Origin of the sequence: Sphingomonas sp. QA11 (genome assembly GCF_028473665.1) — a bacterium.
GTDB lineage: Bacteria > Pseudomonadota > Alphaproteobacteria > Sphingomonadales > Sphingomonadaceae > Sphingomonas > Sphingomonas phytovorans.
Window position 1 is genome coordinate 2872854 of record NZ_CP098774.1, and the last position, 20164, is coordinate 2893017.

Genomic DNA, 20164 nt, shown 5'->3' on the forward strand with positions numbered 1-20164 from the left:
GGGCCGTGTCCCGATCATTCGCGAGGGGACGAACATGGACGCTGTTGGCGACCTGACGATCCAAGCCATGGCGGAACTGGGCTTCGAGGCCACGCCGCTATTCTCCCAGGCCTTGCGGACCGCGGTGAGGGAGGTGAAGCCGTTATTCGGCACCTGGGAATATGGCGAGTTGTACCGTGAAGCCGCCGCCAATCCCGATTGGCTCGCAATTTCGCTGATCACCAACGCCGAGCGCGAGGGGGATGGTGCGACGCGCCTGTGGAGCCTGGCAGCGTCGACTCCGGATCCTCATCTCGCGACCGAGGTCCGCCAGCACGGCATCGACGAATCCATGCACTCGCTGGCCTATCTTCGGATGCTGGATTTCACCTTTCCGGGGAGCGTCGACGACGGTTTTCGCGCCGCGCTCGAGAATCTCTCACCCAAATTCGGCGCGAACGATCAGCCGTTCGCGGTCACCGGTTCTCCTTACTCCCACTCGATTACGGTCGATGACCTCATTCAGATGAACATCGCGGAGATCCGCACGCGTATTCACCACCTGCTGCAGCGCCCGATGCTGTTGGCGCATTGCCCCGAACGCCACCGCCCTCGCGTCCGGCCGATCCTTGACCGACTGTTACGCGACGAAACCCGGCATGTCGGCTATACGGCGCGTCTCATCGAACTTCACGCGATCGACCATCGCGACGAAGTCGAGGACCTCATGATCCGCCGGATGCGCGACTTCAACGAAATCACCGATGACGAACTCGATCACCGGATTTTCGACTAATTGCCCGGCGACGGAGCACCCTCCGCATCGTCCATATCGCAGTTGACCGTTCGTCGCTGGGCGCAAGCGAAAGCGATTGCGCCACGGCAATTCAGGGCCGCGGTGCGGACGTCGCTCATGATCGGATTGTCGCTGTTGCTGGATGCGCTCCGGCGGGAGTTTCCGGACGTCGTCAATGTCAAGGCTCGTACCGGCGGATATAGCCTGACGTTAGGCAAAGGTCCCATTATCGAGGCGTTGCTGACCGGTTCGCCATTGTTCCCGCCCATGCTTTTGGCGAGCTTTCCCACGGTGGATGGATCGACGCGCCAACTCGATCGCCCCGTCGTGGCGATACGCACCCTCACAGCGGCAGTTGCTTCGACGGGCGTGGACCTGACGCTCGGCCCGATGCAGGAATTGTTTCTCAACAGCATCGCAAACCTCACGCTCAACCGCCTGATCGGCCAGGCCCGCTTGCCCGATGCGGCCCCAGAGCCAGCCTGGCAGGGGCACGGCTACTTCCCGTTTCCCGCGCTTCGCTGCGGCCCCTCTGCTGATGACGTGAGCCAGTTCTGCAACCTGGTCGAACCGAAGGATCGCATCCTCTTCGCGCATTGCGAGGGTCTCATTCGGCACACATCCAGCGAATCGATACCGGCGAGTTGGGACGAAGAATGGAGTCCCGGTCAGAGAATGCCGCCGGGCGCTATCCCGCTTCATCCCTGGAACTTGAAGCGTAGCCGAACGATCAGGGATTTGATCGAAGGAGGCTGGCTGCGCGTGACGTCTTACGGTCTCATCGCCCAGCCGCTTGCGTCACAACGCACCTGCCGGATTCCTGATGGCGGCTACGATGTCAAACTTGCGCTGGACGCGACCCTGACCGGAGAGCGACGGTTGCTCTACGGCAACAATACCGCCAACGCACCGGTTGTCTCGGCGATCGCGGAACGCGCGCTGGACTATCTTGCCACACGCCTGAACTTCCAGACGGATATCGCCTCCTTTTCACACATGGTCCCGGGAGTCAGCCCGTTCCTGTCGTGTATCGTCCGCTCTCCACCGCGCATCGCGAACGGTGAATCTCTCCATCCGGCGATCGATCTTTGGACCGGCCGTTGCCGCGCGGCCTCGGTGTTCGGCATCGAGGGTCGCGATGCTGCGGAGGAGTTGATGGCAAAATATGCGCTGGCATTACTGGCGGGGCCGGTGCTGGCATGGGCCAATTACGGGTTCGGGTTCGAACCACATATCCAGAACGTTTTGATCCGCGTGCGTGGTCGAATGCCGTTCGGGATCACGCTACGCGACCTCGACGCCACGATCATCGATCCGGCGCGGCTGCCACCCGATTTGCTGAACGGCACGGCGGGGCTTTCCGAAAACGCTTGGCGTGCCATGCCGACGCCCCAACTAGGCAATCGGCGATTGGCCCACGCCCTCAACATCGGCCATCTGGCGATGGTCGCCAACGCCCTGCACCGGCAATTCGGCGCGCGCTACTCCAGGCTCGATGATGCAGTGCAAAGCGCATGGGCGGCGGTCGAGGCAATGGGCACAATGTCGGATAGAGTCTCGATAAGCGGCGTCCGCAACGCGACGTCGCGCGTGAAACGCAGCCTTTCGATGGCGGTAACCGGGAGCACCGCGATGCAATTCAGTTGAATGAGGACCATCCGGATTGTTGCGTCCATATCGAACAACATGAAGCAACATTCAGCGACGCACTTGAACTCCTTTATTTTTCAGAAGAATCTTTCGATCAGGTGTCACCAAACGTAGATGACAGCATCGATCTTCAGTTTCCGCGCGCGGGCGGGATGCTACGAGATGACGATGCGGACACCGCGCCTGTCGAGGTCGGCGACGAGCGCAATATCATCAAAAGCTCTGTCCGCAATCCGGCGGTCAAAAGTGATTAAGTCGATCAGCGGCGGCGGTCGTTTGCCCCTCGGCATCCGACTTACCACCTCCACCTTGACAGAAATTCTCGAGGTTCACCAACGGCTTGGTGCGCAAAGCAGCGATAGGTGCAATGATGGGCTGGCCAGGATCGCGACATCGAAGCGCTCCCGCGCGCGGTTACGCTCGACAATACGATAAATAACCATTTTCGACATGGCTTCCGCCGCCGCCGAATGGAGAGCTTAGGGCGGTGCCTGCGCCGCGGAGAAGCGCAGCTTCTTGGGCCCCTTGACGAGCAGCAATCCCCAAACATTGCCGTTCAGATGGATATCGCGCTTGATCCAGCAACCGATCGAACAGACCGGTGTGGAGGAGCGTGGCTACCTTACGGGGGCACCTTCTTGATTTTGGCCGGCCAGCGCCGTCTCGAAAGCCGCCCTGGATTCTGCGACCAGCGCCGAAAGGGCGGTTGGGTCGATGAAAGCGTCCGCCTTGCCGGCCTCGCGGCGCGCCTCCCGATCAAGCACGTCCGCCATTTCGGGATGGCTGGTCAGAAGAATGTCCGCCCGCATCGCCGCGAGCTTCGCGAACGTCGCACGATAATCCCTGACAATCCCAGGATAAGCGCGGTTCCCGACAAGGGTATTGCCAGCAACCGTGATGCTGCACAGGAACAGGACGCGGCGCGGCCGGCCACCGTCCCGGATCGTCATACTCCAGCTCGTGCAACCCGGCGTATGCCCCGGGGTGAGATGCGCCGTCAGCATCGTGCCACCGAGGCGGATCACCTGTCCGTCCCGAACGATCCCATCCACCCTCACCGGTGGAAATCGCCTGACGCCATAATTGGTGTCACCGCGGGGCAGGCCATGCTCAAGCGCCCATCGATCCCCGGCGCTGGCCAGGAAACGCGCTCCCGTAGCACGCTTGATCTGCGCCAGCGCCCCGACGTGATCGTCATGGGCGTGATCGCTGATCAGCAACCTGACATGGTGAAGCGGGACACCCAGGCTTTGGATATTGCGTTCGACCAGCGCAGCGTTCTCGGCGAGGGTCCCGTCCAGCAGAACCGCACCCTGCGTGGTGACGATGAGATAGGCCGCCAGGCCCTTCGTCCCGACATAATAGATGTCGCCCGCGATACGGAAAGGTTTGACCGGGGCAGACCATTCCGGCGGGTCAGTCGCCAGGGCCGGCGACGCAGCCACCGAGACCATGATCGCGGCAAGCATCTGGAGCCCCACGCGAAACCTGTAGCCGATTTTCATTCCGCAAGCCTCCCTGGCGCGCTCTCGGGGAGACTTGACCCCAAAAAACTGAGTGGAACAAAAGATCAAAATTTGGCCGGGGCATGAATAAATCTAGGGATCTGCGGGCTTTCGAGCCGTCCACCCGCATCTGCAGGTCATTGAACGACGCCCGCTAGGCGGCCAACGCCCGGCCGACCAGTTGAAAAAAGGCACGCCCGTCAGCACGGTGTGCGCCCGCCCATTCGGGATGCCACTGCACTGCCAGCACCGGCGCGCCATTGGGGCGGGCCGAAAAGGCCTCGATCAGCCCGTCTTCATCAGCGCGTGCTTCCACCGCCAGACCGCCGCCCAGTCGTTCGATACCCTGGCGATGCACCGAATTCACCGTCAGCCGCGCGACGCCGGTCGCGCCGGCGAGCATGCCGTCGGGGCTGAGCGTCACCATATGGTCGTGGGCGAACAGCGCTTCGAACGGAACCTCGTCGCCCAGATGGTGGCCCGTGAGATCACGGGTCAGGGTGCCACCGAACAGCACGTTCAGTTCCTGCAGGCCCCGACAGATCCCGAAGACCGGCCTGCCCGCTTCGATCATCCGACCGGCCAGTGCGAACGCAACCTCGTCGCGTTCCTCGTCAAGCGGCGTTTCGTCGGGCCAATGCCCGCCGTAACGCCGCGATGCGACATTGGATCTCGACCCGGTCAGCAACAAGCCGTCAAGCCGCTGCGCCAGCGCCGGGGCGTCAAGCACGTCGATCAGCGCAGGCACCAGCACCACCGTGGCGCCGGAGATCTGCGCGAGCGGCTGGATGAACCGGCTCGCCACGGCCTGCACCGGACGTTCAGCAATCTCGTTGCAGCAGAGCACACCGATCAGCGGCTTCATGAGTCACGCCCCCCAAATCGAGGGAGATCGGCGAAGCGCGAAAGGGCGCGCTCCCTGTCCCGGCTTTCGCACCGACCCGATCGCACCATATTCGGCGTGGAGGGCAGTTGGGCCTTCACGACAGCGGTCAGTCCGCCGGCTCGGGCTGTGGCACGGTGCGCAGATAGGGCGTGTGCTCGGTCCAGCCATCGGGGAATAGCGCGCGCGCCTCCTCGGTGCCGAGCGACGGCAGAATGATCACGTCGTCGCCCTGCTTCCAGTCGGCGGGCGTGGCGACCTTGCTTCGGTCGGTGAGCTGGAGACTGTCGATCGTGCGCAGAATCTCGTCGAAATTGCGCCCCGTCGAGGCCGGGTAGGTCAGCGTCAGCCGGACCCGCTTCGCCTGATCGATCACGAACACGCTGCGCACCGTGGCCGTGTCCGACGCATTGGGATGGATGAGCCCGAGAAGGTCGGCGATGCGACGGTCGACATCGGCGATCAGCGGGAAGTTGAGCGCCGTGCCTTGAGTCCGTTCGATATCCTTCGCCCACTCGATATGCCGGTCGACCGGATCGACCGACAGGCCGATCACCTTGACCCCGCGCTTGTCGAACTCTGGCTTGAGCCTGGCGACCGCGCCCAGTTCGGTGGTGCAGACCGGGGTGAAATCCTTGGGATGCGAGAAGAGCACGACCCAGTCGTTGCCAGCCCAGCGGTAGAAGTCGAGTGGCCCCTCAGTCGATTCCTGGGTGAAATTGGGGATGGTGTCGAAGAGCTTGAGGGACATGACTACGCCTCCGTTGCTTGGGGTTCAGGCCGGTACGAGACTTGTGTCCGCCTCCCCGCGGAACCGTTCCAGATCGAGGATGCCGGCGCGCTTCGCCACGATTGTGGGGACCAGCGCCTGGCCGGCGACGTTGACCGCGGTGCGGCCCATGTCGAGAATAGGATCGATCGCGAGCAACAGGCCCACCCCTTCAAGCGGCAGATGCAGCGTCGACAGAGTGAGGGTCAGCATCACCGTGGCGCCGGTGAGTCCGGCGGTGGCCGCCGAACCGATGACCGAAACGAACGCGATCAGTCCATAATCGGTGAGGCTCAGCGGCACCCCGTAAAACTGCGCAACGAAGATCGCCGAGATCGCCGGATAGATTGCCGCGCACCCGTCCATCTTGGTGGTGGCGCCAAGCGGCACCGCGAAGGCCGCATAGGCACGCGGCACGCCCAGCGCCTGTTCCGTCACTTCCTCCGTCATCGGCAGCGTGCCGACCGACGATCGCGAGACGAAACCCAGCTGGATCGCCGGCCATGCCCCGGCGAAGAAGCGCAGCGGGTTCAGGCCATTCACCGCCAGCAGGAGCGGATAGACGACCAGCAGGACGAGGCCGAGGCCGATATAGATCGCCGCCGCGAACGATCCGAGCGCTGACAGCGCGTCCCAGCCATAGCGGATGACCGCGTCGCCGATCAGCGCGGCGCTGCCGATCGGCGTCAGCGCGATCACCCAGCGCAGCAGGCGGCGGAAGATCGAGAGCGCGGAGGCATTGAACGCGAGGAAGCTTTCACCGGGCGCCCCCACCCGAACCGCCGCCGCGCCGATCGCGATGGCGGCAACGATGATCTGCAGGATGTTGAACGACAACGCGGTCTTCGCCAACCCCGCATCGATGCTGGTGGACGCCGACAGCCCCAGGAAATTCGCCGGCACGAGCCCCTTGAGGAAATCGAGCCAGGAACCGCTTCCCGATGGCGCCCTGGCTGAAGCTGCGTCGACGCCGGCATGAAGGCCAGGCTGAATCACCAGGCCGAGCACGATACCGATCAGCACCGCGATCAGCGCGGTCACCGCGAACCAGGCTAACGTCCGCGTGACCAGTCGGGCGGCATTCTCCAGATCCCGAAGCGCGGCGATCGACGCGACGATCGCGGTGAAGACCAGAGGCGGCACCAGCGCCTTGAGCAGCTGGACGAAAATCTGGCCGAGCGTGTGCAGCGTTTCGCCGATCCCGGCGGCGGCGGCGCCACTCACGCCAGCACGAACGATCAGGCCAAGTGCCAGCCCGGCTGCCATGCCCAACAGCACCTGCCCGCCAAAACCCAGCCGGCCATTGCCGCCAGCGCCAGACCTATCACCTCTTGCCGTCTCAGACACGATACTCAACCGACCAATTACAGGGACCGGGCTCACGATATCCCACTAGATTAGTAGATAAACAAATAAATGCTTCGGCGACGCGAGATGAAGGTTGTTCCACCGCTCCCGTCGTGCACGAGGCCAGCCCGCCTTGTGCGTTCAATGCCCGCGGCACGGCCCGGCCAGGACCAGCACGGGCTCGGCCGTGGTCGCGCTCGCCTCCTCGGTCGGCAGGAAATCGGGCACTGAGAGATAGCGCTCGCCTGTGTCATAGGCGAAGCCCAGAATGCGCGTGCCAGCGAGTTCGGGAAGCTTGCGGGCGATGGCGGCGAGGGTCGCCCCCGAGCTCAGCCCAACGAGGAGCCCTTCCTCACGCGCCGCCCGGCGCGCGAATATCCGCGCCTCGTCGGCGCTCACCTGGATTACCCCGTCGAGCATGTCGGCATGGAGATTGGTGGGAATGAAGCCCGCGCCGATGCCCTGGATGGGGTGAGCGCCCGGCCGTCCGCCCGAGATTACCGGCGAGAGCTCGGGCTCGACGGCGAAGACCTGCAGGCCCTGCCATTCCATCTTCAGCGTCTCGGCAAGCGCTGTGATGTGGCCACCGGTGCCGACGCCGGTGATGATCGCGTCGACCGGGTCGTCCCGGAAATCGGCGAAGACCTCCTGCGCGGTAGTATGGACATGCGCATCGATATTGGCGGGATTGTCGAACTGCTGGGGCATCCAGGCCCCGGGCGTCTCGCGCACCAGTTCGAACGCGCGCTCGATGGCGCCCTTCATCCCCTTTTCGCGCGGCGTGAGATCGAAGGTCGCGCCATAGGCCAGCATCAGCCGGCGCCGTTCAAGCGACATGCTCTCGGGCATGACAAGGGTAAGCCGATAGCCCTTGACCGCGGCAACCAGCGCCAGGCCGACCCCGGTATTGCCGCTGGTCGGCTCGATAATCGTGCCTCCCGGACGCAGAAGCCCCTTGCGCTCGGCGGCCTCGATCATCGCCAGCGCGATGCGGTCCTTCATCGAGCCCCCCGGGTTCGAGCGCTCGGACTTGATCCACACTTCAGCGTCCGGGAACAATCGCTGCAGCCTGACATGCGGCGTGTTCCCGATGGTTTCGAGGATGCTGTTGGCCTTCATATGCGACTCCACTGATCGGGCCGAGCTTATATCCTATCGAATTGATGGACAATAGATCATGACGTCGTGATCGCGACGCCGGGGACGGGCCGATCCGCCCTGATAGTTTTTGCTCAGCCCTCCGAAGCGGAACTCGGGTTGCCCGCTTTAATCTCTACTAGAATGATAGAGATAAGGGAGGCACACACATATGCGTATCAAGAAAGTCCGGTTTATCGCCCTAGCGGCAACCGCATTCACCGCACTCGTAGCGGCTCCGGCATGGGCGGAGGACCCAGGGCCGGATCCGGCTTCCGGAGATCACGCGGCCAAGGATCCGGCTGCCGACGACGCGGCCGTCGACGATCCCGCGGCCGAGCCGCAGAGCCGCGACAATGCAGAAATCCTGGTCACGGCACGCCGTCGCGAGGAACGCCTGCAGGACGTGCCGGTGGCAATCACGGCGGTTTCGGGGAGCGCGCTCGCCGAGCAGCATCTCTACCGCGTCGCCGATTTCGCGGCCAAGCTGCCCAACTTCGCTGCCGTCCAGCAGAACACCCGGGTCTCGGGGCTCTATGTCCGCGGGCTCGGCGGCAACGCCAACAATGACGGCGCGGAATCGGGCGTCGGCCTGATCGTCGACAATGTCTTCTTCACTCATGTCGGATTCAGCTGGCTCGACTTTATCGACCTCGACCATATCGAGCTGGTGCGCGGGCCTCAGGGCACGCTGCTCGGCAAGAACACGACGATCGGCGCGCTGATCGTCACCACCAAGCGGCCGAGCTTCGATCCAGAGCTCAATCTCGAAGCCGGATACGGCAACCAGAATCGCTTCCAGGTACGCGCCAACGCCACGGGCCCGCTGATCGGCGATACCCTCGCCTATCGCGCGACCTTCTATGTCGACCGCTCGGACGGCTGGGCGAAAAACGCCTATGACGGGCAGAAATATCTGGACGTCAACCGCTGGGCCGCGCGCGGCCAGTTGCTTTTCCAGAGCGGCGCGGTCACCAGCCGGCTGATCGCCGAGCATTACGAGACCAGCGAATACAACAACTACTACCCGTCCTTCGCCGACGCGACGACCTTCGCCAACGGCACCGTCCGCACGGGTGCGTGGCAGAACAAGCTCCAGTCGATCTTCGGCTATACGCCCAGCTACAAGGGCAGCCAGAACGCCAACCTCAACACGCAGGATCGGATCAGCAGCAAGGTCAACGGCGCCTCCAACGAACTGACGATCGATCTGGGCGGGCCGACGCTGACCTCGGTGACCGCGTGGCGCCAGCTTCGCTTCCGGCCAAAAAACGACAGCGACGGAACTCCCTTCTCGATCCTGCGTGCCGGCTACGACGTCGATGTCGACCAATATTCACAGGAGATCAGGCTCGCGAGCCGGACTGGCGGTGCCCTTGACTGGCAAGCCGGCGGCTATTTCCTGCGCGAGGATCTGGTCAGCAACAACCGCTCAATCTTCCAGTCGGACTCGACCAGATATTTCCTGACCGGCGCGCTGCCGCCGGCGGCGCTCTCGCCCGCGATCCTCGACGGCGTCGAGTATGACCAGTACGGCAAGCTCCAGGTGACGAGCGGTGCCGCGTTCGGCCAGGCAACCTGGCATCTGACCGACCGGCTCGCCCTGACCGGGGGCGTGCGTTTCACCCGCGAAACCAAAAAGGCATCGAACACCCCGACCGTGTTCGGCGGCGCCACCCTGCCCGCGCAGCTCGCCCCGGCGCGCGCCGCGATCATCAACGCCTTTGGCGGCCTGATCGGGGTCGCCGGCAAGCGCACCACCGACAGCTGGTCCTGGCTCATCAACCCGTCGTTCAAGCTATCCGACAACGTGCTGCTCTACGCCTCGGTCAGCTATGGCGAGAAATCGGGCGCGGCGAATCTCGGCGCGACGGGAGACAAGCCGCTCATCATCGATCCCGAAAAGTCGACCGACTATGAGGCGGGCATCAAGACGACGTTGGCCGGCGGCCGCGCGACGCTCAACCTCAATTTCTACTGGAACGACATCAGGGATTTCCAGGCGACCCAGATCGATCCCACCAAGCTGACGCTCGGCAATTTCCTGGGCAACGCCGCGCGTGTCCGCCTGCGCGGCGTCGAGCTCGAAGCCTCGGCGCGGCTCGGCAGCGGCTTCTCGCTGTCGGCCAATGGCTCGTATAACGACGCGACCTTCCGTTCGTACAAGAACGCGCCTGTTCCGATCGAATTCACCTACCCGGGTGGCCCGACCTCGATCGATCTTTCCGGAACGCGCGTGCCCGGCTCGTCCAAATGGACCGGGCAGGTCAGCCTCGACTATGACGCGCCGGTCTCGGAAAAATACAATCTCATCGGCTATGCCAACCAGACCTATCGCAGCGAAACCAACCTGCTCGCTGCCTCGGCCTATGGATATCAGCAGGGCTATGGGGTGACCAATGCCGGCATCGGCATCCGCACCAGCGACAGCCGCTACTCGCTGCAGATCTGGGGCCGCAACCTGTTCGACAAGCGTTATGGAGTGGGGATCGGCCCGGCGACCGCGGTTTCGCCCTTCGTCAGGGTTCTCGGCGATCCGCGTACCTTCGGCGCCACCGCCCGGGCGCGCTTCTGACCATGGCACGCGACCGGCAGATGCGGCTTGGGGCCTTTCTGATGGGTGTCGGGCATCATGTCTCGGCCTGGCTGCACCCGTCGGCGAACCCTCGCGCGCTCACCGACCTCCGCCACTATGTGCATCTCGCGCGGGTGGCGGAGAAGGCGAAGTTCGACGCGATCTTCTTCGCCGACAATGTCGCGATGTTCGGCCCACCGTCCGAACTTTCCGCCCGGGGTGCGCCGGTCTATTATTTCGATCCGTTGACGCTGCTGGCGGCGCTGGCGCCGCAAACCGACCGGATCGGGCTCGTCGCCACCGTGTCCGCAACCTATCTTCCGCCCTACCATCTCGCGCGCAAATTCTCGACGCTCGATCATCTGAGCGGTGGCCGCGCGGGGTGGAATTGCGTGACCTCGGCCTCAGACGCGGAGGCGCGCAATTTCGGCCTCGATCATCAATATGAACATGCCCACCGCTATGAGCGCGCCGGCGAATATCTTGATGTCGTAAAGGCATTATGGGGCAGCTGGGAGGATGGCGCGCTGCTCGCCGATCGCGAGCACGGACGCTATTTCGATCCCGGCCGTGTCCACCCGATCAAGCATGACGGCCGCTTCTTCAAGGTCGAGGGACCGTTGCAGCTTGATCGAACCCCGCAGGGTCACCCGGTGATCGTCCAGGCCGGCTCTTCCGATGACGGCATCGCGCTTGCCGCCGCCACGGCCGAACTGGTCTTTACCGCGCAACAAGCGCGAGACGACGCGATCGCCTTTCGTGAACGGCTGCGCAACGCGGCCGTCGCCAATGGCCGGGAGGCCGATGATGTGCTCGTCCTCCCCGGCATCATGCCGTTCGTCGCCAGGACGCGGGAAGAAGCACTACGGCTTCACGACGAGCTTCAGGACCTGGTCGATCCGCGGATCGGTCTGGGCCTGGCATCGGGCCTGATGGGGATCGACCTGTCCCAATATCCGCTCGACGGCCCCCTGCCCGGCCCGGCCGTCACCCAGGGCTACCAAAGCCGCCAGAAGCTCTTCATCGATACCGCGCGGGCGGACGGCCTGACCATTCGCCAGCTTGTCGCCCGCGTCGTCACCGCGCGCGGGCACAAGACGATTGTCGGCACGCCAGTCGAGGTGGCCGATCTGCTCGAGGACTGGTTCGTCGGCGGTGCCGCCGACGGTTTCAACATCATGGGACCCACCCTGCCGCAGGGCCTGGAAGTCTTTGCCGAACTGGTCGTGCCGGAACTGCAGCGCCGGGGTCTGTTCCGTACCGACTATGCCGGCACGACGCTGCGCGAACATCTCGAGCTGCCGATCCCCCGAACCCCGGCCTTTGCCACCGCCACCAAATGACGTCCCGAGGAGGAGACCCGCAATGACCGTCTCTACAAATTCCAGCGCCTGTCAGAACACGCCGCATCCCGAGCCCCTGCCGGAGACCGCACGATGATCACCCGCCGTGAATCCCTCGCGCTACTCGGTGGCACCGCCGCCGCTCTCGCGCTTACCGGTTGCACGAACAAGCCTGCCCGCAAGGACGTGATCTTCGCCACGCAGAAGAACGGCGTCCCCTTCCTTGCCCAGACGCGCGGCGAATTCGCCGCGCGTCTCGAAAAGCGCGGCATCGGCCCGGTCAAATGGGTCGAGTTCGCGTCGGGACCGCCGCTGATCGAGGCGATCCGCGCTGGCGCGGTCGATATCGGCCTCGTCGGCAATACACCGGTGGTCTACGCCCAGTCCGCGGGAACTGACCTGTTCTATGTCGCCGCGCAGAGCGTGCCCGGGCTGGTCGGCAGCGGCTTGCTCGTCCCGGCCAGGTCGAACGTCACCACGCTCGCTCAGCTCAAGGGCAAGCGGATTGCCTATACCAAGGGGTCCTCGTCGGAGTTCGAACTGGCGGCAGCGCTGAGACAGGTCGGCCTTGGCCTCGGCGACATCATCGTCGCCAATCTGGCGCCCGGCGACGCGCAGACCGCGCTTGCCAATGGCTCGGTCGATGCGTGGGCGATCTGGGATCCCTTCTTCACCCTCGCCCAGGTCCGTGGCGGCGCGCGCGAGGTACCGCTGCCCATATCGGACATCAACACCGTCGCCTTCTATGTCGCCTCGGGCGCGTTCGTACGCGAGCGCGCCGAGATATTGCAAACGACGCTCGACGAGCTGAGGACCGAGGCGGCCTGGGGCAATGCCCATCGCACCTATTATCGCGACCAGGTGGCCAAGGCGACGCGGCTGCCGCCGCAGGTGCTCGACGGGATGCTGGCGCGCTACAAGGATTTCCTGTTCGCCGTCGATCCCGTCACGCCGGCCATCATCGCCAACCAGCAGAAGGTCTCCGACTATCTGTTCGAGACGCGCGTGATCCCGAAAAAGGTCGACGCATCCAAGGCAGCCTGGACCGACTGGAAACCCGTGACATGACCCGCGCCGCCGGCTGGAAAGACAGCCCGTTCGTCGCGGCGATCGTGCCGGTCGGGCTGCTCGCAATCTGGCAGCTCGCATCGACCGCGGGATTGCTGCCCTCGCAGATCCTGCCGGCACCCACCGCGGTAGTGAAAGCGGGCGCGGAACTGATCGCTGATGGAGAGTTGATCCATCATCTGGCGGTGAGCACCGGGCGGGCGCTGACCGGGCTCGCCATCGGCGGGTCGATCAGCTTCCTGCTCAGCCTGCTCTGCGGCCTTTCGCCCTTCGCGCGCCGGCTGCTAGATCCCACCTTGCAGATGGTGCGCACCATTCCCCATCTCGCGCTTCTGCCGCTGGTCATCCTGTGGTTCGGCATCGGCGAGCAGGCCAAGATCCTGCTCGTCGCCTGGGGCATCTTCTTCCCGATCTATCTCAACACCTATCACGGTGTGGTCTCGGTCGACCCGCAGCTGATCGAGATGGGCCGAATCTACGGCATGGACCGCTGGACGTTGTTCCGCCGCGTGATCTTCCCCGGCGCGCTGCCCTCGATCCTGGTCGGCCTGCGGTACGGACTCGGCATCATGTGGCTGACCCTGATCGTCGCCGAGACGATCGCCGCCAATTCGGGGATCGGCTATCTGGCGATCCAAGCGCGCGAGTTCAGCCAGACCGACATCATCGTGCTCGCGATCTTCGTCTATGCCGCGCTCGGCAAGCTCGCCGACAGCCTGACCCGCGCGCTCGAACACCGGCTGCTCAGCTGGAATCCTGCTTATGCAAAGGCCTGATTCATGAACCTTCCCGCGCTTCGCCTCGTCGAGCAGGCCGACCGCCCGGATGCCGGTGCATCCGTCGTCGTCCGCGAGCTATCGGTCGCCTTCGGGGCGAACCAGGTGCTCGACCGGCTGAGCCTGTCGATCGCGCCGGGCGAGTTCGTCGCTATCGTGGGCAGGTCGGGTTGCGGCAAGAGCACCCTGTTGCGGGCGATCATGGGTCTGGTGCCGGCCGGCGGGGGCAGCATTGAGGTCGACCGTGCAGCGGCCCGCCTGGTATTCCAGGAGCCACGGCTGTTGCCCTGGGCCACGGTTCGGGACAATGTCGCTGTCGGCGCTCCGGCCGGGCTCGACCGTGCCGAGCGCGATCGGCTGATCGACGCCCGGCTCGCCGAGGTGGGCCTTGCCGACAAGGCGGAGGAATGGCCCGGCACGCTCTCCGGCGGCCAGCGCCAGCGCGTCGCGCTCGCCCGCGCCTTGATCAGCCGCCCTCGTCTGCTCGCGCTCGACGAACCGCTTGGCGCGCTCGACGCCCTGACCAGGATCGAGATGCAGGCGCTGGTCGAAACGGTCTGGAACAGCGAAGGCTTCTCCGCATTGCTCGTCACCCATGACGTCGCGGAAGCAGTCGCGCTGGCCGACCGGGTCGTCGTGCTTGAGGCCGGCAGGGTCGCGCTCGACCTGTCGATTTCGCTCGCCCGCCCGCGCCGCCACGGCGATGCCGAGCTGGCGGCGCTCGAGGGACTGATCCTCGACCGCCTGCTCGGCCATTGAGCCGCTTCAGGTGAAGCGGCCGGCGGGGATCGCCTCCCTCACCTTGCCCATGCCCTGGTCTGCCGAGGGTGGCGCGAAATAGGGCCTGAGCGACGGCAGCGTCGCACCGCGGCGATGCGGCAGGTTGAGCTTCGGGAAAAGCAGTTCCGCGACCCGATAGGCTTCCTCGAGATGCGGATAGCCAGACCCGATGATCGTATCCACGCCGATATCGGCATATTCCTGCAGCCGCTCCGCTATCGTTTCGGGATCGCCGACGAGCGCGGTGCCCGCGCCGGTCCGTACCAGCCCGATCCCGGCCCAGAGATTGGGCGCGATCTCGAGGTTGGCGCGGCTGCCCTTGTGCAGTGCCTGCATGCGCGCCTGACCGACCGAGTCGCTGCCCTTGGTGAGATAGCCCTGGAACTGGACGATCTGCTCATCGGTCACGTAGCGGATGAGATCGCTGGCGGCATCCCAGGCCTCGGCCTCGGTCTCTCGTACGATGAAGTGAATGCGCAGACCGAAGCGGATCGTGCGCCCCCGTCGCGCCGCCCGCTCGCGGACGTCGTCGATGATCTCCTTGAGTTGCGAAGGCGGCTCACCCCAGGCCAGATAGACGTCGACATGCTCGGCAGCGATCTCGCGCGCGATCTCCGAAGAGCCGCCGAACCAGATCGGCGCGTGCGGCTCCTGCACGAAAGGAAAGATCAGCCGGCCATTCTCGATGGAGAGATACTCCCCCTTCTGGCTCACGGTCTCGCCGCGCGCGAGCTTGCGCCAGATGTCGAGAAACTCGGCGGTCTGTTCGTAGCGCTGGGTATGATCAAGGAAGATGCCATCCTGCGCGAGCGCTTGCGGACTGCCGCCCGTCACGACGTTCAGCAACGCACGCCCGTTCGACAGCCGGTCGAGCGCCGCCGCCTGGCGCACCGCCTCGGCGGGTGCGGTAAGCCCGGGACGAAGCGCAACCAGCAGCCTGAGATTCTCGGTGAAGGGCGCGATGGAAGCGGCGCTGATCCATGCATCGGCGCACATCGCACCGGTCGGCATCAGCACACCATAATAGCCGAGCCGGTCGGCCGCCACCGCCACCTGGCGCAGATAGTCCGGATCGGGCGTCCGTTCGCCCTCGGGCCAGGCGAGCCGGCGATTGTCGCCGCCCGACGGTATGAACCACAGGAAATCCAGCGGGCTGCGATCCGCCGCCCCCGACCCGATGAAACCCGACATTTCCAAAACTCCCGCGCTCGTTTCCGTGGAGCACAGGCAAGCGCTTCCGCGCCGTGCCGGCAAAGCAGGATTAATTGTCTATCGATTAAGTAGAGTTAAGTCCCTCGGGCAAAGGCTGGGCCAGCGTGACGGCGTCCAGGATTCGTGCCGTTTCGTCGCGCAGATGGAGCATCAGATGGTGCAGGCGACATTCCGCCTCGGTGACGCAATTGTCGCACCGTTCGTAACGGAAGCGGCTCGCACATGGCACAAGCGCGAGCGAGCCATGCGTCATCCGCACCAGATCGCCGATGCGGACCTGCGCCGGATCGACCGCGAGCATATACCCACCGTCGCGGCCACGCTGCGAAGCGACCAGGCCTTCGCGGTTCATCTCCGAAAGGATGACGGTCAGGAACTTCGCCGGGATATTCTGCTTCGCCACGATCTCGGCCAGCGGCACCGGACCCTGTCCATGCCGGTCGGCGAGATGCTGGAGCGCACGGATGGTATAGCGGGTCTTCTGCGAAAGCATGGGCGCGCTCTATGCGCGACTGGCCCGGTTCTTTCAATCGACCCGAGTTCGCGACAAGGAATGCCGGGTGAAACGAGCTACATCCCCTCCCGGCTGCCATAGCCCTGTCGGCGACGATCCTCAGGCCTCCGGGAGGATCGTCGGCCGCGTGTTGGGATAGATTTGCTCGACCCGCGGCTCGCCGGCACCGGGTCGATGCATGTCATAGGCGTTGACCGGCTGGGACCGGTTCACCCAGAGCGCGTAATAGAGATGGTCCGCGCGAGGATCTTCAGTGTTCGGATGAAGCAGGATCGTCAGACCCAGGCTGTTGAGCTGGAGCCAGGGGACGATCACCGGCAGCAGATCATTGGTAAAGCCGAAATAGAAGGACGGGGTCACATGGGGGCCGCGCGGGGCCAGGTTCCAGTTGCCCAGCTCGACGGAGAACCGGTCCGCGACCCATTTCCGGATCAGCGCCGCCTTCTCGTGCGTGTCCTCGTCGAAATAGATATGGGCGTGATAGCTCTCGATCTCGGTATGACGGCGCGGCTTGACGGGCAGCACCTGCTCGCCCGGACGCACCGAGACCGGTCGCGGTGTCGGCTCCTTATAGGTTTCATATCCCCACGGGCTGATGCCCGGCCTGGCCGAAAGTGGCGAGGCGGCAGGCGCAGGAGCGGTCTGGGCCAGTACGGTAGCCGGAAGACCGAGCGCGCCCAGCGCCGCGGCGCCGCCCGCGAGCAGCGCCCGGCGATCCGGCGAGACCAAGTCGGCCCACATCTGGTCGTCCCGCTCATTGAAGAAATTGGGTTCGGTCACCTGTTCCCTTTCGCTAGATCAACCCGCGCGGCGCATCCGGGTCCGCCTCCTCGACCACATGGCCGGTCGGCACCGCCGAGGCGTTCGTTCGCTCACGCTCGGCAAAGGCCTGGTGGATGACGCTGCCTGGAGGGACATATTCGGTCAGCCAGACATTGCCGCCGATCACCGCGCCAGCGCCCACCGTGACGCGACCCAGGATCGTCGCGCCCGCATAGATCACCACGTCATCCTCGACGATCGGGTGCCGCGGCATGCCCTTGATCAGCGACCCGTCCTTCTCCGACGGAAAGCTGCGCGCGCCCAGCGTCACCGCCTGATAAATCCGGACTCGATTCCCCACGATCGCCGTCTCGCCGATCACGACGCCGCTGCCATGGTCGATGAAGAAGCTGTGGCCGATGCTGGCACCGGGATGGATGTCGATGCCGGTCAGCGAATGGGCGATCTCGGCGATGATTCGGGCGACCAGCGGCGCGCCCAGCGAGTACAGGCTGTGCGCAAGACGATAATGGATGACTGCCTGGATGCAGGGATAGCAGATGAGCACCTCGTCAACGCTGCGCGCAGCCGGATCGCCGGCATAAGCAGCCTCGACATCGGTATCGAGCAGACGACGGATGCCCGGCAGCTCGTGGGCGAACGCGCCGACGATCCGCCCGGCGCCATGATCCGTTTCAAGGCCCTGCTCCACCTGATGATAGCCAAGCTCCAGCCGCACCTGATCTCGCAAGGCCACCAGCGCCCGGTCCAGCGTCTCGAGAACATAGTCGGCTTCATTGTCAGCCTGCACCGAGCTGGGGCCAAGCCGCAGGGGAAAGAGCGCGCCGGACAGGTCGGCCAAAATCGCCTCTAGCTTTCGCCGGGACGGAAAGCCTGCCTGGCCATGCTCGGCGTGCCGGCGATACTCGGCGCGCCAATCCTCCCTCGCCCGAAACAGATCGCCCGCTATCTCAGCCAGGTTCCAGTCGCCAGTCATCGGCCCGATACAGCCCCTTGCTCCGGCCGGGCCGGTCGATGGCCAAGCCCGGCTTCCTGTGGTCGAGGGAAGCCCCCGGCCCTCGAAGATATCAAAACTCTACTCATTCGATAGAGATAACAGCTACGCCGGATGAAAGGGGAACTTGCTTACCGGCCAGCGCACGCCGGACTATCAGTTTCGCGGGCCCGGCGCGTGATCTGCCGATCTGTATTCGCCCGCCGACGCGGCGTCCGCGTTCGGCATCCCGATCGCGAGGCCGCTAATGACCCTGGCTGACATCCACCCGCTCTATTCGCTTGCCGGCGTGTTCGTCGGCCTGCTTGTCGGCATGACCGGCGTTGGCGGCGGATCGCTGATGACGCCGCTGCTCGTGCTCGCCTTCGGCTTCCACCCGGCGACGGCGGTCGGCACTGATCTGCTCTACGCGTCGGCGACCAAATCGGTGGGCACGCTCGTCCACGGTGCCGGCGGCACGGTCGACTGGAAGGTCGTTCGCCGCCTGGCCCTGGGAAGCGTGCCGGCGACGGTGATAACCCTGCTGGTCCTGTCCAGGATCGGCACCCATTTCGACGGAACCAACAGGGTCATTACCGTCACGCTCGGTATCGCCCTGCTCGCGACCGCGATCGCAATCCTCTTCCGCGGCCCCATCGTCGCCTATTTCGCGCGGACATTTCCGCCCAGGCCAGAGCGTCAGGTGCTGTCGCTGACCGTCATGCTGGGTGCGGTCCTGGGCGTTCTTGTCTCGCTCTCCTCGGTGGGGGCCGGTGCGCTCGGCATGACCGTGCTTCTCATCCTCTATCCGACCCTGCCGACCAATCGGCTCGTCGGGTCGGATATCGCTCATGCCGTCCCGCTCACCCTGATCGCGGGCACGGGCCATTGGATGATGGGATCGGTCGATTTCGGGCTGCTGGGATCCCTGCTGATCGGCTCGGTGCCGGGAATCATCGTCGGCAGCCTCGTCGCCACCCGTGTGCCCGATCGCGTGCTGCGGCCCGTCCTCGCCGGCACGCTCGCCGTCGTCGGCGGCAAGCTCTTCTTTTGAGCCTCCATCCGAAGAGCGATCCAGCGGTGATCGACAACCCGGGCAGCCTGTCTTCCATCGCTACCGCAGGCATGCGCTGCGTGCCGGGCGGTGTCTTCTCGATGGGTTCGGAGCGCTTCTATCCGGAAGAGGCGCCCGTGCGCCAGGTCCGGGTGGAGACCTTCTGGATCGATGAGACGCCAGTCACCAACGACCAGTTCGGTCGCTTCGTCGCTGAGACGGGCCATGTCACGCTTGCGGAAATCGCACCCGATCCAGCCGATTATCCCGGGCTGCTGCCCGAGCTTGCCCAGGCCGGATCGCTGGTGTTCGAGAAGACGGAGGGGCCAGTGTCGCTGACCGACGTCACCCAATGGTGGCTGTTCCTGTTCGGCGCCGACTGGCGCCACCCCACCGGCCCGGAAAGCGCCATCGAGGGTATCGGTGACCATCCCGTCGTTCATATCGCCTATGCTGACGCACTCGCCTACGCCATATGGGCCGGCAAGGACCTCCCGACCGAGGCGGAATGGGAATTCGCCGCGCGCGGCGGGCTGGAGAATGCCGATTATGCCTGGGGCAACGAGCTTGCGCCGGGCCGCGCGGTGCTCGCCAACTACTGGCAGGGCGACTTCCCTCACGCAAACAGCCTGCTCGACGGATGGGAGCGGACATCGCCGGTCCGACACTATCCCGCGAACGGATATGGTCTCCACGACATGATCGGCAATGTCTGGGAATGGACGCGCGACTGGTGGATGCTACATGGCGAAGCCCCCAGGCAGGGCTGCTGCATCCCCGCCAACCCGCGCGGCGGCGGCGAGGCCGGCAGCCGCGATCCGGCCGCGCCCGACTTCAGCACCGGCCGCAAGGTGCTGAAGGGCGGCTCGCACCTCTGCGCTGAAAGCTATTGCCAACGCTATCGACCGGCGGCGCGCCATCCGCAGCCGATCGATACCTCGACCAGCCATGTCGGCTTCCGCTGCGTAATTCGCGGCCACAGCCTTCCGGCGTGAAGGGCCGGCAACGACCGGCCCTCCC

The 20164-nt window shown here is 64.9% G+C and carries 18 protein-coding genes and 1 pseudogene; 10 read left to right on the forward strand and 9 right to left on the reverse strand.

Annotation, left to right across the window (positions count from 1 at the left end):
• The first annotated feature begins 34 nt into the window (after positions 1 to 34).
• From NDN01_RS13290 to NDN01_RS13300, 3 genes are all read left to right on the forward strand, one after another.
• Complete coding sequence (locus tag NDN01_RS13290; protein WP_272621924.1) at positions 35 to 775, forward strand: hypothetical protein; 741 nt, start codon at positions 35 to 37, stop codon at positions 773 to 775.
• 117 nt (positions 776 to 892) lie between these two features.
• Complete coding sequence (locus NDN01_RS13295) at positions 893 to 2422, forward strand: IucA/IucC family protein (protein WP_272621926.1); 1530 nt, start codon at positions 893 to 895, stop codon at positions 2420 to 2422.
• On the forward strand, positions 2419 to 2679 hold the full coding sequence (locus NDN01_RS13300; protein ID WP_272621927.1) for a hypothetical protein: 261 nt from the start codon (positions 2419 to 2421) through the stop codon (positions 2677 to 2679). Before NDN01_RS13295 ends, NDN01_RS13300 begins: the two co-directional genes overlap by 4 nt.
• A gap of 363 nt (positions 2680 to 3042) precedes the next feature.
• Here the strand turns inward: NDN01_RS13300 and bla are convergent, their stop codons facing one another.
• The 5 genes and pseudogenes from bla to cysK all read right to left on the reverse strand — a co-directional run.
• A complete protein-coding gene (gene bla, locus NDN01_RS13305; protein WP_272621928.1) occupies positions 3043 to 3930 on the reverse strand; it encodes a subclass B3 metallo-beta-lactamase in 888 nt (295 codons plus the stop codon).
• A gap of 154 nt (positions 3931 to 4084) precedes the next feature.
• Positions 4085 to 4795 carry a gamma-glutamyl-gamma-aminobutyrate hydrolase family protein gene (locus tag NDN01_RS13310; protein ID WP_272621929.1) on the reverse strand — a complete coding sequence of 237 codons (711 nt, stop codon included), beginning with the start codon at positions 4793 to 4795 and terminating at the stop codon, positions 4085 to 4087.
• 127 nt (positions 4796 to 4922) lie between these two features.
• Positions 4923 to 5564 carry a peroxiredoxin gene (locus NDN01_RS13315; RefSeq protein WP_272621931.1) on the reverse strand — a complete coding sequence of 214 codons (642 nt, stop codon included), beginning with the start codon at positions 5562 to 5564 and terminating at the stop codon, positions 4923 to 4925.
• A gap of 24 nt (positions 5565 to 5588) precedes the next feature.
• Positions 5589 to 6848 (reverse strand): dicarboxylate/amino acid:cation symporter, encoded by a 1260-nt coding sequence (locus tag NDN01_RS13320; protein WP_443025248.1) that lies wholly within the window; start codon positions 6846 to 6848, stop codon positions 5589 to 5591.
• A 291-nt stretch (positions 6849 to 7139) separates the two neighbouring features.
• Positions 7140 to 8048, reverse strand: a pseudogene (cysK, locus tag NDN01_RS13325) (cysteine synthase A); the annotation flags it as partial.
• Between the two features lie 190 nt (positions 8049 to 8238).
• Between cysK and NDN01_RS13330 the strand changes: the two are divergent.
• The 5 genes from NDN01_RS13330 (at position 8239) to NDN01_RS13350 (ending at position 14587) form a co-directional block, all read left to right on the forward strand.
• On the forward strand, positions 8239 to 10641 hold the full coding sequence (locus tag NDN01_RS13330; RefSeq protein WP_272621933.1) for a TonB-dependent receptor: 2403 nt from the start codon (positions 8239 to 8241) through the stop codon (positions 10639 to 10641).
• 2 nt (positions 10642 to 10643) lie between these two features.
• On the forward strand, positions 10644 to 11984 hold the full coding sequence (locus tag NDN01_RS13335) for an LLM class flavin-dependent oxidoreductase (protein ID WP_272621935.1): 1341 nt from the start codon (positions 10644 to 10646) through the stop codon (positions 11982 to 11984).
• 93 nt (positions 11985 to 12077) lie between these two features.
• Entirely contained in the window at positions 12078 to 13052 is a 975-nt protein-coding gene (locus NDN01_RS13340; RefSeq protein WP_272621937.1) for an aliphatic sulfonate ABC transporter substrate-binding protein, read from the forward strand.
• Positions 13049 to 13828 carry an ABC transporter permease subunit gene (locus NDN01_RS13345; RefSeq protein ID WP_272621938.1) on the forward strand — a complete coding sequence of 260 codons (780 nt, stop codon included), beginning with the start codon at positions 13049 to 13051 and terminating at the stop codon, positions 13826 to 13828. The genes NDN01_RS13340 and NDN01_RS13345 overlap by 4 nt, the downstream gene beginning before the upstream one ends.
• A gap of 3 nt (positions 13829 to 13831) precedes the next feature.
• Positions 13832 to 14587 carry an ABC transporter ATP-binding protein gene (locus NDN01_RS13350; protein WP_272621939.1) on the forward strand — a complete coding sequence of 252 codons (756 nt, stop codon included), beginning with the start codon at positions 13832 to 13834 and terminating at the stop codon, positions 14585 to 14587.
• Positions 14588 to 14593: 6 nt separating this feature from the next.
• On the opposite strand, the gene ssuD is transcribed toward NDN01_RS13350, so the two are convergent.
• From ssuD to epsC, 4 genes are all read right to left on the reverse strand, one after another.
• Positions 14594 to 15799, reverse strand: a complete 1206-nt coding sequence (gene ssuD, locus NDN01_RS13355; protein WP_272621941.1) for an FMNH2-dependent alkanesulfonate monooxygenase — start codon at positions 15797 to 15799, stop codon at positions 14594 to 14596.
• Positions 15800 to 15884: 85 nt separating this feature from the next.
• On the reverse strand, positions 15885 to 16313 hold the full coding sequence (locus tag NDN01_RS13360) for an RrF2 family transcriptional regulator (RefSeq protein WP_272621943.1): 429 nt from the start codon (positions 16311 to 16313) through the stop codon (positions 15885 to 15887).
• Positions 16314 to 16433: 120 nt separating this feature from the next.
• A complete protein-coding gene (locus NDN01_RS13365; protein ID WP_272621945.1) occupies positions 16434 to 17114 on the reverse strand; it encodes a DOPA 4,5-dioxygenase family protein in 681 nt (226 codons plus the stop codon).
• Between the two features lie 13 nt (positions 17115 to 17127).
• A complete protein-coding gene (epsC, locus tag NDN01_RS13370) occupies positions 17128 to 18093 on the reverse strand; it encodes a serine O-acetyltransferase EpsC (protein ID WP_272621947.1) in 966 nt (321 codons plus the stop codon).
• Between the two features lie 265 nt (positions 18094 to 18358).
• Between epsC and NDN01_RS13375 the strand changes: the two genes are divergently transcribed.
• A complete protein-coding gene (locus NDN01_RS13375; RefSeq protein ID WP_272621949.1) occupies positions 18359 to 19144 on the forward strand; it encodes a sulfite exporter TauE/SafE family protein in 786 nt (261 codons plus the stop codon).
• A gap of 71 nt (positions 19145 to 19215) precedes the next feature.
• Positions 19216 to 20139 carry a formylglycine-generating enzyme family protein gene (locus tag NDN01_RS13380; protein ID WP_272628199.1) on the forward strand — a complete coding sequence of 308 codons (924 nt, stop codon included), beginning with the start codon at positions 19216 to 19218 and terminating at the stop codon, positions 20137 to 20139.
• Positions 20140 to 20164: the final 25 nt, after the last annotated feature.